14 protein-coding genes are annotated in these 14733 nt (G+C 39.7%); 5 read left to right on the forward strand and 9 right to left on the reverse strand.

Annotated features, from left to right (window positions below):
* Positions 1–284: 284 nt before the first annotated feature.
* Complete coding sequence (locus ESZ36_RS15210; protein WP_146789455.1) at positions 285–1205, forward strand: LysR family transcriptional regulator; 921 nt, start codon at positions 285–287, stop codon at positions 1203–1205.
* Between the two features lie 323 nt (positions 1206–1528).
* The gene (locus tag ESZ36_RS15215; protein ID WP_146789457.1) at positions 1529–2638 is read left to right on the forward strand and encodes a polyamine ABC transporter substrate-binding protein; all 1110 of its coding nucleotides are present in this window, start codon (positions 1529–1531) and stop codon (positions 2636–2638) included.
* 181 nt (positions 2639–2819) lie between these two features.
* Here the strand turns inward: ESZ36_RS15215 and ESZ36_RS15220 are convergent, their stop codons facing one another.
* The 8 genes from ESZ36_RS15220 to ESZ36_RS15255 form a co-directional block, all read right to left on the reverse strand.
* Positions 2820–3749: a mechanosensitive ion channel family protein gene (locus ESZ36_RS15220; protein WP_146789459.1), complete on the reverse strand. Its 930-nt coding sequence runs from the start codon at positions 3747–3749 to the stop codon at positions 2820–2822.
* A 48-nt stretch (positions 3750–3797) separates the two neighbouring features.
* Positions 3798–4967: a hypothetical protein gene (locus ESZ36_RS15225; RefSeq protein ID WP_146789461.1), complete on the reverse strand. Its 1170-nt coding sequence runs from the start codon at positions 4965–4967 to the stop codon at positions 3798–3800.
* Positions 4968–5084: 117 nt separating this feature from the next.
* The gene (locus ESZ36_RS15230; protein ID WP_211357797.1) at positions 5085–5750 is read right to left on the reverse strand and encodes a YceH family protein; all 666 of its coding nucleotides are present in this window, start codon (positions 5748–5750) and stop codon (positions 5085–5087) included.
* A 148-nt stretch (positions 5751–5898) separates the two neighbouring features.
* Positions 5899–6762: a YicC/YloC family endoribonuclease gene (locus ESZ36_RS15235; protein ID WP_011040982.1), complete on the reverse strand. Its 864-nt coding sequence runs from the start codon at positions 6760–6762 to the stop codon at positions 5899–5901.
* 112 nt (positions 6763–6874) lie between these two features.
* The gene (locus ESZ36_RS15240) at positions 6875–7804 is read right to left on the reverse strand and encodes a DM13 domain-containing protein (RefSeq protein ID WP_146789465.1); all 930 of its coding nucleotides are present in this window, start codon (positions 7802–7804) and stop codon (positions 6875–6877) included.
* A gap of 86 nt (positions 7805–7890) precedes the next feature.
* Positions 7891–9612, reverse strand: a complete 1722-nt coding sequence (locus ESZ36_RS15245) for a GMC family oxidoreductase (RefSeq protein ID WP_146789467.1) — start codon at positions 9610–9612, stop codon at positions 7891–7893.
* Between the two features lie 96 nt (positions 9613–9708).
* Positions 9709–10443, reverse strand: a complete 735-nt coding sequence (locus tag ESZ36_RS15250; RefSeq protein WP_146789469.1) for a gluconate 2-dehydrogenase subunit 3 family protein — start codon at positions 10441–10443, stop codon at positions 9709–9711.
* Positions 10444–10488: 45 nt separating this feature from the next.
* Positions 10489–11028, reverse strand: coding sequence for a thioredoxin family protein (locus tag ESZ36_RS15255; RefSeq protein ID WP_146789471.1), 540 nt, complete (start codon positions 11026–11028; stop codon positions 10489–10491).
* A 273-nt stretch (positions 11029–11301) separates the two neighbouring features.
* Between ESZ36_RS15255 and rph the strand changes: the two genes are divergently transcribed.
* From rph to ESZ36_RS15270, 3 genes are all read left to right on the forward strand, one after another.
* Entirely contained in the window at positions 11302–12015 is a 714-nt protein-coding gene (rph, locus tag ESZ36_RS15260) for a ribonuclease PH (protein ID WP_146789473.1), read from the forward strand.
* Positions 12016–12048: 33 nt separating this feature from the next.
* Complete coding sequence (pyrE, locus tag ESZ36_RS15265) at positions 12049–12714, forward strand: orotate phosphoribosyltransferase (RefSeq protein WP_146789475.1); 666 nt, start codon at positions 12049–12051, stop codon at positions 12712–12714.
* A gap of 321 nt (positions 12715–13035) precedes the next feature.
* Entirely contained in the window at positions 13036–14415 is a 1380-nt protein-coding gene (locus ESZ36_RS15270) for an alpha/beta hydrolase (protein WP_246129121.1), read from the forward strand.
* Here ESZ36_RS15270 and ESZ36_RS15275 read toward each other — a convergent pair.
* Positions 14412–14732, reverse strand: a complete 321-nt coding sequence (locus ESZ36_RS15275; RefSeq protein ID WP_146789477.1) for a hypothetical protein — start codon at positions 14730–14732, stop codon at positions 14412–14414. The two genes, ESZ36_RS15270 and ESZ36_RS15275, sit on opposite strands and share 4 nt — an antisense overlap.
* Position 14733: the final 1 nt, after the last annotated feature.

The following is a 14733-nucleotide window of genomic DNA, read 5'->3' on the forward strand; positions in this document are numbered from 1 at the left end:
AAACCATCAAAGATTCTTCGACCGTCGGCATCGGTGTAGTAATTTCCCTCGGCAGAAACGATGATGCGCGGGTCTTTTTTAAACTCACGGTTGCCGGTAAATGCCATCCAGTGCGCATCAAGTTGTGCCTGAGTGATACCATGTTTTGTTTGGTTGTTGTTCATTGTTGACCTCAACATAGCTAAGATTAGAATTAAGTTGACTCTATTATCACCATCCTGTTAGATTCTTAAATACATCTTTTTTTAACAATAGTTATATGATTGGTTACTTATTAGGGTCTAATGAATAAAATAAAAAACATATTGCCTCACCGACTTGGTGACTCTCATATTCGGATCTTAAGAATTTTTAAAGCGGTTATTGAATCTGGAGGGTTTGCTGCTGCAGAGGCCGAACTTAATATCAGTCGTCCTGCAATTAGTAACGCCATGTCTGAATTAGAATCGCTATTGAACATGCGGCTGTGTCATCGCGGTAGAACGGGATTTTCTATTACCGAGCAAGGCGAACATGTTTATAATGCAACCTTGCAGCTATTGGGCAGCTTAGATACTTTTAAGTCGCAAATTAACGCCATCAACACCAAGCTGGTTGGAGATCTAAACATCGGTATTACTGATAACTTGGTCACCAATCCACAAATGCGTATTACCAGATCGCTTAGTACTTTCAAGCACCGTGCACCTGAAGTCATCTTTAATATTCAGATGATGCCGCCCTACGACATTGAAAACGCCGTATTAGAAGGTCAGCTTCATATCGGTGTAGTCCCTGATTTACGTGCTTTATCAGGGTTAAATTACCTTCCCTTATACAAAGAAAAGTCCTTATTGTATTGCAGTGCTCAGCATCCATTATTCAAACAAGATCTTAATACGATTAGTGATTACGCCCTTGAAAAATATGACGCGGTATTGCCTTGTTATCCACAGCCTGCCGAAATTAAACAACAACAGAAAAGATTTAAGGCCTCGGCAACATCTACCGATCGTGAAGGTATTGCCTTTCTCATTCTTACAGGACGTTTTATCGGTTTCTTACCAACTCACTTTGCTGAACGCTGGGTGGTACAAGATTTGTTACGTGCCATTGAACCTCACAAGCGTAACTTCTACACTAATTTTTCGGCCATCACTCGAAAGGGCGCTCGTCCCAATTTAATTACTGAAGCTTATTTAGAAGAATTACACAAAACAGCCTAATCAACGTTAATCTCTATAGTTTTAACAACCATCGAGTTGCGAGGTGAGGTGTTTTTTATTTTATTCAATATTACCTTATAAGTAACTAATCGTGTAACTAACGTTAAAAAAAGTGGTATTTATTAAAAAGGAGAGGGGGTCAATACTCTATCAAAGGGGGTAAGTATAGAGTCAACTGTAAATAACCAAGTAAACTAGGCATAGACAAAACACGACTCGATGCCCTCTTGATGTAGCGAATAAAAAACAAACGTGGAATATCTAAACGTTTGATTTTTGTTTCGCTTGTTTAGTTAATCTGTGATGCAACGAAAGGATAAATAATGAGACTTTTTAAAAAAGCAACAGTAACAGCAATGGCATTGTTAAGTGCCGGAATATTTGTGAGTAGCGTTAGTGCTAGTGAGGAACAAGTAGTCAAAATGTATAACTGGTCCGATTATGTTGCCGAAGATACATTGGAAAATTTTAGAAAAGAAACCGGAATTCGGGTCATTTACGATGTATTTGATAGTAATGAGGTGCTAGAGGCTAAACTACTCTCAGGACGCTCTGGTTATGATATTGTGGTGCCGTCAAACAGCTTCTTGACCAAACAAATTAAAGCGGGTGTCTATAGTAAATTAAGACGTGATAAGTTAACTAACCATAGTAATCTAGACCCTGATTTAATGAGTAAATTGCAAACTGCCGATCCAGGTAATGAACATTCGGTTCCTTACTTATGGGGCACTAATGGTATTGGTTATAATGTTGCTCAAGTAAAAGCTGCACTGGGTGATGACGCACCGACTGACTCACTAGAACTTATTTTTAATCCTAAATATGCTGAAAAATTGGGGAAGTGTGGTCTTGCAGTACTTGATTCACCAGATGAAATGATTCCACAGGCGTTGCTGTACTTAGGGCTCAATCCAAATAGCCACAAGGCAAGCGACTATAAAGCCGCGGGTAAATTGTTAGCTTCAATACGTCCTTATATCACTTACTTCCACTCTTCACGTTACATCACTGATTTAGCCAATGGCGATATCTGTGTTGCTTATGGATTCTCTGGAGATGTATTTCAGGCTAAAGCCCGTGCAGAAGAAGCTGGAAATGGCCACATCATTGAATATAAAATTCCTAAAGAAGGAGCGAATCTTTGGTTTGATATGTTAGCTATCCCTAAAGATGCGCCCAACAAAGAAAATGCTCATAAGTTTGTTAATTACCTACTAAGACCGGACGTCATTGCTGGTATAACTAACTATGTTGCCTATGCAAATGGTAACGTGGCATCGATGAAATTAATCGACAAAGAGGTTCGTGAAAATCCTGCCATTTATCCTTCTGACGATGTCATTAATAATTTGTATATTCAAGAGGTTCGTCCATTGAAAGCGCAACGTGCTATGACCCGCGTTTGGACGTCAGTGAAAACTGGTCGCTAATCATCTCAAAGGGCAAGTAATGGCTTGCCCTTATTTATTATAAAAGGTCTCTGTGTGTTAATAGGAAAAGGACGATGGAGCAGTTATCTAGCTACCGCTCCGAGTTTCCCTATTGACTGCTGTATTGTCGAACATTAGGTCTATTTTTACTTCAACTCAACTTTTTGAAACAGCTTTTACATTAAGCTTGTTTAAGGCCTTTTGGCTCAATAAGATGAATATCTTGTTGTGGGAATGGGATAGTGATTTTCTCTTGTTCAAATGCTAAGTAAATCGCTTTATAGGCGCTATATTTAGCAGCGTACAAGTTGGTAGTAGGTATCCAAAGTCTAATACCAATGTTAATGGCGCTGTCAGCAAAAGCATCAATACCGACTTGCATACGGACTTCATCTGTATATATATCAAGCTTGGCTAAAGTTCGTTCAACAAGCGCTATAATCTCGATAGGGTTGTCTTGATAAGAAATACCGACAGAGAGTTTCAATAGCGTATCTTTTCTTGAGTTAAGTACCACTTCACCGACAATATGCTTGTTAGGGATAGTGATCTCTGCGGAATCTTCATTTTGGATGATGGTATAAGCTAATTGTACTTCTTTAACTATGCCCGTAACCCCTTGCACTTCAATGGTATCACCGACAACAAAAGGGCGGATAATGATGATATTAAAGCCTGCGGCGTAATTGGCTAATAAACCTTGTAATGCTAAACCTGCACCTAATGAAATGGCACCAAGCGCGGCAATAAATGGCGTAACACTAATCCCTATTTTACTCAGCGCCATGATACTTATCATCACCATCACTACCATTCTGGTGGTGCTTGCGATAAAGCGGCTTAAAGTTACATCGAGTTTATGTTTTTCACACAGACGTAATACTGTTTTAGCTATTTTACCCGCAACATAGAATCCCAATAAAAATATCAGTAAGGCGCCAACCAATTGAAAACTATAGTTGGTAAAGAAGTCGATAACTATTTTATAAATTGCTGACGCTTGTTCAATTTCATGACGTAATAACTCAGCAGGGAGATCGACAGCTTGCTGTGCTGTATCGGTAATGGTGTTGCTTAGGTTTTCAGTATTGTCGGTTTTTGGGTCTGTCATAATAATATCCATTGAAATATCGAGGTGTTTAAATCAGCGCTGGAGTCGTTAGAAACGATAACCTAGCTGCATCATAAACTGCTGTCTGTCACTAAAGGCTAAGTTGGTTTCGGCAATAACTGCCCATTCTTCGGTAATGTTCCATTGTGCGCCAATAAGGTAATTCCACGGTGAACTGGCATGCTGGTCAATCAGTACCGCGACTTTATTACCCGGCGTAGATACCGCTAGTTGTTGTTTGATATCTTGTTTCATGGCACCAAGCCAAATTTGTCCTTGGAAGGCGGCAATACTACCATTCCAACCTAAACGGGTGGAATAAACCGTTTGTTTAGATTTTTCGATGGCGATATTAATGTCGGCTTCGGTGTAGTTTACATCAAACATTCCAAAAAAATCACCGTAGCCACCAGCAATAGTTGTACCGTAGCCCAATACAGTGCCATGGAAATTTAAGGTTGTTGGAATGCCTTCTGCACTCACTAAGCAATGACCTGGTGCAGGCCCTTGAAAAGGTAAGTTAATACTGGTGCAACGTTTATCATTAAGGCCACTACCAATACCTGCGGCCGCTAACAATAATGTTGGGAGTTCGAGGTCTACATCTAGTTCAAGTTCTGCTTTGCCCTTTGTTTTACCTACTAAGCCGTAAACATTCCAAAAGGGCAGTATCCACGCGTCAAAACGTAAATTATAAGTCGTGTCAGAGACTTTTAAATTTTTAGCGGTAATTGAATTATCAATAAAGTCATTAATTATCTCGCTTTGCTTCCCATCAATTTCTAAGCCAATTTCAGACACCGTGAAAGGTTGTTGTTGCGTTAAACCAACGAGTGAAATGCCAAAAGGTAATGGTAATAAATATCCAGCCTCACGAGCTTCTTTACCTAAAAAGGGGAGAAAATCAGACCAGCGATTTCTTGGGGGCAAAGCTATAGGTATTACTAATTCGTAACCAACACTTGAGACAGGGTTTTGTCTATCATTTACTTGCTGTTTATAACTCTCATTAGCCTTGGCTTCACTGCAGTATTGCGCGCACTGATTTTGCTGTTGCTCAGAGAGTATGATGGCTGATTCGTTGTTTGACTGTAGCTCTGTGCTACTTTTGTTTGCAGGTTCAGTGTGTTCAGTTGCAGGAGTCTGCTCATTACCTTGTGCGGATAAGGTAAGCAAAGAGCAAAATAAAAAACTGATTAACAGTAAATAGTTACCCATAAAGGATATTTTCCATAATATGTGTGGTTACTTGTTTATTTTATACTGTTCTGTCTTCTCATCACAGGTCTAATATATCGGCCAAATTAGTGAGCTGAATAGGGGGTGAATTAATCTTTAATCATCATTTAACAACTCAGTTAAGCAGGTAACTTGTTCTGTTAATGAAGCAACTTGTTGCTCTAACTCGGTGACTCTTTGTGTGAGTAATGTTTGCTCTGCTGAAGGCGCTACTTCAGTCTGAATATTGCTTGCTTGAGAAAAGCTTGTTTCATCAACATCTGATAGTAAATGTATATAGCGGCAATCACGCTTTCCCGGTTCTCGGGCAAGTTTTCTTACCAATATTTGGCCGTTTAATTCTTGCAGTTCGTCTAAGGTTGTTTCTACTTCGTTAACATCATTAAAATCGGCTAAGCGGTTGGTACGTGTTCTTAATTCACCGGGCGTTTGAGGACCTCGCAATAGTAATACACAAATAATCGCTCGTTGTTGAGGTGTGAATTGTAAGCTGCCAAATTCGGTATTACAAAAACGATGAAAGTACTTATTCACTCTACTTGATGCTTTGTGATCAACCATCAGCTGGTTCATTCTAACTAGTTCATCTATAACGTTTTGAACATCCCCTTCAGAAAGAGACATGACTGGCTCACGACTACTTTTTTGATTACAGCCGATGAGAATACCGTTTGGCGAAAGGGGATATTGCTCAGGTGTGGTGGTTTCTTTTTCAAGCATTACGCCAATAATGCGGCATTGTTCTGGGGAAAGTGTAATCATGATGAAGGTACCTTTATGAAATAGCTACTAATGTTATAGCAAGCTATATGCCTCATTACTATGTTGGTGCGTTTGATTGCTCACAAAAAAGCCATAGTTAAGGAATTACTTAGCTATGGCTTTTTAATGATTCAAATTCGCTTAGAAATTATTCTATATTCGCGATCTGCTCACGCATCTGTTCAATTAATACTTTTAACTCAACGGCGCTTGCCGTGATATCGGTATTAATTGATTTTGAGCCTAAGGTATTTGCTTCGCGGTTAAACTCTTGCATCATGAAATCTAAACGACGACCTTGTGCGCCACCTTTTTTTAATATTTTCTTCGTTTCAGTGACATGGCTGTTTAAACGGTCAAGTTCTTCGGCAACATCCATTTTTTGCGCTAATAACACTAATTCTTGCTCAACACGGCCTGAGTCTAAATCAATTTTAGCATCGGTGAATTTTTCGATGATGCGATTACGCTGCCATGCAATAACGTCTGGCATATGCGCAGCTACTTTATCGGCTTCGCTAGCTATTGCATCAAGGCGTTGTTCAATCATTGCTTTAAGGTTTTCACCTTCACTGGCACGAGCGGCAATAAAGTCTTTTAGCGCTTGGTCAAAAGCAGCGAGTAATTCAGCTTGAATAGCTGACATATCGCTTTCTGGTGCTTCCATCACACCAGGCCAACGCATTACTTCTAAAGGATTTACTTTGCTGTTTAGTGTTTGTTCATTAATCCAGTTAGCATGCTGAATAAGTTGCAGTGCTAAATTTTCATTAAGTGCTAATTCGCTTTTATTTGCAGGGTTGGCATTAAAACGTAAGTTACATTCTACTTTTCCGCGATTAAGCTGCTTACGGAAACGTTCACGTAAAACAGGCTCTATGCCACGAAATTGCTCTGGCAAACGAAAGTAGGTTTCGAGAAATCTTTGATTTACTGAGCGAATTTCCCAAACGGCGTTGCCCCAATCGCCTTTAATTTCAATGCGAGAGAATGCGGTCATGCTGTAGATCATGTTAAATCCTAATAATAATGTCACTTAATTACTTGAATTATGCCTGAGCTTGAAACATCTATCCAGAAATTCAGCGTTAAATGGGCACCCTTATGGTGTCGTTAAGTTATCGTTATGGAGTAAATTCCACTTGGCCAAAGTTAGCTTCAAATTCTGTACACCAAACACTTAGCCCATTAAGATCATCCAAACTTTTATTTTGTGGCAACTTAATAAATATTCTGGCGTTATCGTAGATTTTACCATTAAGTTTTTGACCAATTGGGAAAGCATCAACACTGGTATATTCATGGTCTATAGCGCCATAAAAATAGACATCTGGTCCGCCACCATCATAGCTGAATTGGCTAATCTCTATGGTGCAGTCATCAATAATTGTTGCCTTACCAGAGACATTATGGGCAAAAGTACTGAAGAAACCCGTGTGACCAATTTTTTCGTGTTCTTTAGTGCAGCTAGAAAGGTTATTTTGACCCAACTCATTGAGTGTTAACTTAAAGTGCTCTATAGCCATTGTTGCGGAAATGAGTTCTTGGTTAACAGCGCCACTTTTACTAACCAGTTCAGCGACCTGTTGTTCAAAATCACTGGCAGAAAAATCAATAGTCAGATTGGCGGCTAATTGGTGAACCGATTCTTCTATTTCGATGCCATTACTGGCATCGCCATCAGCATCAAGGCTTTGTAAAAGTCGTAATAAGTTAACCACTTCAATTTGATTGGTATCTTGAGTTTGATATATATCTAACGGTGTTAAATAGAGGTTAGCAACAGTACTGGGAAGCTCAATCCCCCCAATAGAGAAGATGATACTTTCTTTAGCTTGAAACTGAAACTCACCAAGTTGGTTGGTTTTTCCGCTTTGACTAGTGGTTTTATACTTGAGTCCAGCAACTACTGAATCAAAAAATTGACCCGTATAGATTGATACTTCAGGAAGCGCAGGCTCTGGATTTATTGGTGCTTCATTGCTGCTACTATCAGAACCACAAGCGGTTAAACACAGAACTATTGCGCTAGATATCAGTAATTTATAAGCCATATAAGGTCACCAGTAATAATGTTTTATTTATGATGATCTTATAGTGACAACATATGTTCACAGAAGTATCACAGCCATGTTTTTTATTAACTTTTCAGGGTTAACCAATGTGCTTTTATTTTATCAGCAACCCGAAAGGCGTTAGCATAAATCGTAAAGGTGTAAGGTACGCTACCACCGGTCGGCATAAATGAGCCATCAGTAACGTATAAGTTATCAACTTCATGGGCTTGGCAATTTTTATTGAGCACTGAAGTTTTAGGATCATTACCAAAGCGACAACCACCAGCCATTAAATTTGTTGAAGGGTAACCACTCACGGAAGAAGATACATTTTTTGCGCCTAAGGCTTCAAGTAGCTTTTCTGCTTTTTTCGATAGGTACTCGCCCACTTCAAGATCGTGATCATGATAGCCAATACGGACTTTGGCCACTGGATCGCCCCATTGATCTGTTACTTCGTTATCTAAGCTGACAAAACAATCGTCAGTTGGTAGCCAATCGTTAAACACTTCAAAGCGTAGTGTTTTATAACTAGTAAATTCTGTTTTCAAACTTTGTTTTAAATCCTCACCCCACAGTAGTTTATCATCACCATTTTGATCAGACCCCCATTGCGTTCCACGTGCTCTCGCAATGGGATTTTGATGGAACAAAAAGTCTATGGTGCCGCCTTTTGCTTGGCCTTTAGCATTGGCGCCAGTAAAGATTTTATCAGCAATTTGATACCAATCCTGCAGGGCGCGATTGATAAAAGGACCTACTTGCTTTAATTCACTGACTTGTTTATCTGATAAATCAGCATAGTTAAAGTCACCTTGTCCGGTACCTCCGCCACTAAAGAGTAAGTTTTTACCGACTTGACCACTGTTGTTGGCAAGACCTTGTTGAAATTTCTCTCCTGTTGAGGCCAGTAATAAACGAGAAGTCTCAACTGCTTGGCAAGCCACCACATATATTTTGGCGGTAACTGATTTTTTACGGCCTATTTTATCGTAATAGTGTACACCGGTGATTTTTCCCTGTTCATCAGAGGCAATTTTATAAACTTTGGCATTGGCTTGAATAGTGCAATTACCTGACGCCACAGCGTTATTTAGTAACGCAGCTCGACCACTACCTTTAGCGCCTGAAGCACAGCCGTAGCTGCTGCAGTACCCGGAATATTCACAACTGCGTCTGCCCATGGCGGGTTTTGATAAAATGGCTCTAGGTACAGGAATGGCATGATAGCCAATTTCTTTAGCCGCTTTATCTATCCATGACGACATAGGCAACTCCGCAATAGGCGGGTAGGGGAAGTCTGTTGAGCGTGGCTCTTGATGTGGATGTTCCACTACACGACCAGATACGCCCACTTCACGCTCGACTTTGGCATAGTAAGGCTCAAGTTCGTCGTAACTAATGGGCCAATCTTCGACGTTAGCGCCACTTATAGCACCAAACTCAGATTTTAGGCGAAAATCAATAGGTTTTAAGCGATGAAAATAACCACTCATGAAATTTGAAGAGCCACCGACTACGTTGCCATTCCACCAACTCCACCCAGAATCACTGGTTTTTTCACCTTGCCAGAACGGTTTATCATTCTCATCGAAGTACTCTTCTTCAATGACATGTTGTTCATCACTTAGTTTTGGGTTGTAAGCGTCATGAATACTGATGGTCAGTTCATCTTTGAAAAATTCTTTTTCAGTTAACCAAGGGCCTTTTTCAAGCACTAATACTTTAGCGCCCGCGGTCGATAACTGATGGGCAATAGGGGAGGCACCAGCACCTCTGCCAATTATGCAAATATCATAAGTCATTGATTACCCCAAATGCAGGAGAAGTTAAAATATTTTTATGATTAAAAACGTACTGGCAGCCGCTACCAGCAATATAAGTAAGGCATATGTCATAACTCATGATTTTTTAGTTCCTTGGTGCGATTTATTACGGCTCGATGCTAGGCGTTTAGCGTCGTAGTTTACTCGGCTGATCAGATCAATACGGGCTCTGCTAGGCAATTCAAAATAACGTTGACCTTTTTCAGGCAGTGGGAAGCCCGCTTGATGTTCTAACCATGCCCAACCAATACCATCAGGGTTACCGCCGTAACTCGCAGGCGAAAGCATGGCTTGAAAAATATAGCCGAGTAAGGTGTTTAACCAATTTTGTCCCGCTGTAGATTGGCTAATCCCTCGAAGTAACTGCTCTTTGTCGGCAAAACTTAACTGTGCAAAATTGGCTGATTTTTCGCTGTTGGCATAACCATTTAACCAACCAACACCTTTTAGAATGAAATCTTTTTCGTCTTGTTCTGTCGGTTGCACCGTCATTACTTGGTACAAATAAGCCGTTGCTCTGATTTCACTAGCGCTAGGACCGGTTGGCGAGCTTGGTAATAATTGATTCAAGGTTGCATCAAGTGTTAACCAAGGGTCTGTTTTAACTAAGGTGTTAAGTAACTCATTCAGCGATGTTTGCGCTTTAGCGCTGACACTAAACGCGGGTAAGCTGGCTAATGCGCCCATGCCTGCGGCCGATTTAAGAAAGTGACGTCGATTTTGTTGCGCTTGTCTCTTTTTGTTTTTGATGAACTCAGGTGTCTGGTAATTTTTATCAAAAAAAGACGTACATTTATCTTCATTAATCACTGATGTGCTCCTATAACCTGGGTAGGTTTGATACTTGGATATTAATTATTCTACTGAAGCCGTTGTTGTTAACTGTGTTTGTGGTTTAGTCGCACTAACAGACCAGTCACTTAAAAAGCTTAACCAATGTGATTTTGAATAGTTATTACCAGCGAGCAATTCTGCGGTATCTTTAGATAAAATCATTTTTCCTTGCGCCGTTGATACGTACATATGTGGGTAACCCAGTACTGGGGGCAGTGATTTCATAAAGTCACTGTTTTCGTTACTGTCACTGACACTGATTTTTAATAAAACATATTGGCTATGTAATGCTTCATAGACGTCAGGATTTTGAGCAAGAAAGGCGTCCATTTTATGGCACCAGCTACACCAGTTACCGCCTATTTCAATCAGTACTTGGCGATCTGTTTCTTTTGCTAAAGTAAGTGCTGCGGCTGCATCTTTAAAGGGGTCACGTTGGTCATCGTATATTTTGCTGTAAGTAGGTAAGCTTGGCGCTACAACAGGGGATGAAGTATTTGCTGTAGCAATACTACTTAATAGTAGACTTAAACTGATAACCAATGTGGTGATAATTCTCATGGAGCTCTCTGATAATATTTATTGTTCGGACAATTAACATGACCTTGCTTTGTTGAACTATATTTCAAAAATGTGTTTTATACCCGTTACTATTCATAATTTCATCATGACGCCTTGAGTTGAAATTGCTCAAGCTATTTTAAACCTGCATCTTGATCATGGTTCATTCAGGCGTCCTGAAACTCGCATCTTGAAGTGGATTGGGTATAAGCATTATAATAGCCGGAATTTATTTATCAGTCTTAACTTATATTTACTATAAAGGAACACACTATGCGTCCAAGCGGCAGAACATTGGGGCAAATTCGCCCGGTTACGATTACCCGTCAATTTACTACTCATGCAGAAGGCTCAGTACTTATTGAGTTTGGCGATACGAAAGTAATTTGTACTGCGACCGTAGAAGTAGGTGTACCACGTTTTTTAAAAGGCCAAGGTAAAGGTTGGGTTACTGCTGAATACGGTATGTTACCTCGATCTACACATACACGTATGCGCCGTGAAGCCGCATCTGGTAAGCAAAGTGGTCGTACGTTAGAAATTTCTCGCTTAATTGCGCGTGCTTTACGTGCAGCCGTTGATTTAAAAGCCTTAGGCGAAAATACCATTTCAGTTGATTGTGATGTTATTCAAGCCGATGGCGGTACACGTACTGCTTCTATTACGGGTGCTTGTGTTGCTTTAGTCGATGCACTTAACTATATGCGCGCTAAAGATATCATTAAAACTAACCCACTTAAGCATATGATTGCTGCAGTATCAGTTGGTATTTATAAAGGCGAAGCCGTAGCCGATTTGGATTATCCAGAAGATTCAGCTGCTGATACCGATCTGAATGTTGTTATGACAGACACAGGTAAGCTGATTGAAGTACAAGGTACAGCCGAAGAAGAACCATTTAGCTTTGAAGAATTGCAAGCGATGCTTGAACTAGCTAAAAATGGTATTAACGAATTATTCGATCTACAAAAAGCAGCATTAAGCTAAGCTACGTTCAGTTAAGTAAACAGGAAAATAACCATGAAAGATTATCAACGCGAGTTTATTGAATTTGCGATAGAGAAACAGGTATTACGTTTTGGTGAGTTCACATTAAAGTCTGGCCGAGTGAGCCCTTACTTTTTTAATGCGGGTATGTTCAAAACAGGTGGTGACTTAGCGCGTTTAGGTCGTTTTTATGCGGCTACGCTAATGGATGCAAACATTGATTTTGATTTAGTTTTTGGACCTGCTTATAAAGGTATTCCAATTGCGACTACAACAACCGTTGCGCTGTTCGACCACCACAATATAGATGTGCCTTATTGCTTCAACCGCAAAGAAGCAAAAACTCATGGCGAAGGTGGTTCATTAGTGGGCGCTGAGCTTGAAGGTAAAATCATGCTAGTTGATGATGTAATTACTGCAGGTACTGCTATTCGTGAATCGATGGAAATCATTAAAACACATGGTGCACAGCTTTCGGGTGTATTAATTGCCCTAGACCGTCAAGAAAAAGGCCAAGGTGAACTTTCAGCAATTCAAGAAGTTGAACGTGATTTTGGTACACAAGTTGCGGCGATTGTTACCTTGGGGGATGTAGTGACCTACCTAGAAGAAAAGCTAGAAGAAAAAGTAGCAAACCAACCTGAATTAGCAGAAAACTTAGCAAGCATTAAAAAATATCGTTTAAATTACGGTATCTAATACGCTAACAACCGTTAGTGAATAAAGTTTAGTTACTTATCTTTAAGCAATAACGCCTTTGAAGCATAATGTTTCAAAGGCGTTATTTTTTTACGTAGTATATTATACCAATAAGACTAACTAAGTTTTCATTTTCAAATGGCCTAAATATCCAATAACATCGTTGCTTTCAATCGAAATAGCCCGCTATTGCTCAATCAAGCGCCTTGTTTTTGAAAATTTATTCTCATTGAATTCTGTAGTCTTAATTAATCTCATTGGTATTATTTCAAAGTACTCATAATAAATAGATACGTAAACAGAAACCATAAACAGGAAATCATGATGAAAATTGCCAATAAGTACACGATATTACTACTGTGGTTGGTAAGTACCTTGTCATTTTCTCAAGGACAGGAAGATTGCCTGAGTATTCAAGATGATTATGTTTCTCTCATTGAATCGGGCAAGTATCGCTTTGCAAATGAAGCGGAAGGTGAGCCTTTAGTAAGTATTGAATATAAAAAGCTATCTAGCTACCAAGAGTACCTTGCGAGTGCTTACCAAGTTGTGGTGAATAAAAATCCTAGAGCAAATATGCCTTGTCCTATTGTTACTGAGACCTATCAACAATTAGCGAAAAAAAACAAATGGTCAAAAATCCCAAAGGTAAGCCAACTGGTTGCTCCGTTTGAATTAACTCAAAAGAATAACGACAAAGCTATTTTGCTTATTCATGGCTTAACTGATTCACCATTCTCTTTTCATGATCTTAGCCAATTTTTCTATCAACAGGGTTTTACGGTACGCACATTGTTATTGCCAGGCCATGGCATAGCGCCTTCAGAGTTACTTAACACTGACTACGAAGAGTGGCAGCAAGCGGCAAAATTTGCCATTGATCAAACGTTAAATGATTATCAGCAAGTGTACCTTGGCGGCTTATCTACTGGCGGTGCACTTATTTTTAATTACTTGATGCAGCAACAACAGGTCGATGAAAAAATTAAAGGACTCTTTATGTGGTCGCCAGCCTCAAAGGCAAAAAGTGACTTGGCTTGGTTAGCTCAATATATTGATGGAATCCCTTTTGTTGACTGGATTGATTTAGATGCCGATATTGATTTTGCTAAATATGAGTCATTTCCGTATAACGCGGGAGCACAGGTACACGCCTTAATGAATCTTGTGGTGGGGGAAGGGGCAAACGCGAGTCGACAAATGCATGATATTCCGTTATTTGTTGTGGCGAGTGAACATGATCAAACCATAGATACTGCACATACCTTGCAGCTAGTTCAGCAGTGGCAGTTAGCATCACCGCAAGAGCAGATGAAGAAAAGTGTGTTGATTTATTATGGAGATAACAACAAGCTGCCGACAAAACTAGTTGATGTGATGGAAGTGATTGTGCCTGAATGTTCAGCTGAAAGCTTATGTAATGAAATTTTTGATGTTGCCCACATTGCGACAACCAATTCTCCCAATAATCCACATTATGGCGTTAATGGGCAATATAGAAACTGTGGTCACTATGTTACAGATGCCCCACGTTATAAAGCATGCAAACATAATAAACAGGTTATTAAGGGAGAAGTCACCGCAATGAATCTTACTCGTGATTTGCCAATGCAGCGATTGACTTACAATCCGTATTATCAAGAAATGCTGGAAGCGATGACAACGTTTTTAAAAACTACTCAGCGTTCCATAATAGATTAACGCGCGTATTTTAACCAAAGTTTATAAAAAACTGCATTGCAGGTTTTATTATCATCCATAACACCATCTCTATCACAATCAGAGCCGGTCAATGATTTAGCCACTTGTTGACCATACTCATCAATATCTGCTTTTGAAGGCAAAACGGTAATGGTTACTTTTGGGGATTGCTCAATAAAGTCTGCCACGTCGGTATAGCTGACAAAGACTTCTTTAGAAATTAAATGACTGATATCTCCCAATGCTGGATTTTTTGCGTTCGAGCACCATGAAAAAAATGCGAGGGTAATAGTTAATATCGTGATGATATAATTCATT

This window comes from Colwellia demingiae (assembly GCF_007954275.1).
GTDB lineage: Bacteria > Pseudomonadota > Gammaproteobacteria > Enterobacterales > Alteromonadaceae > Colwellia > Colwellia demingiae.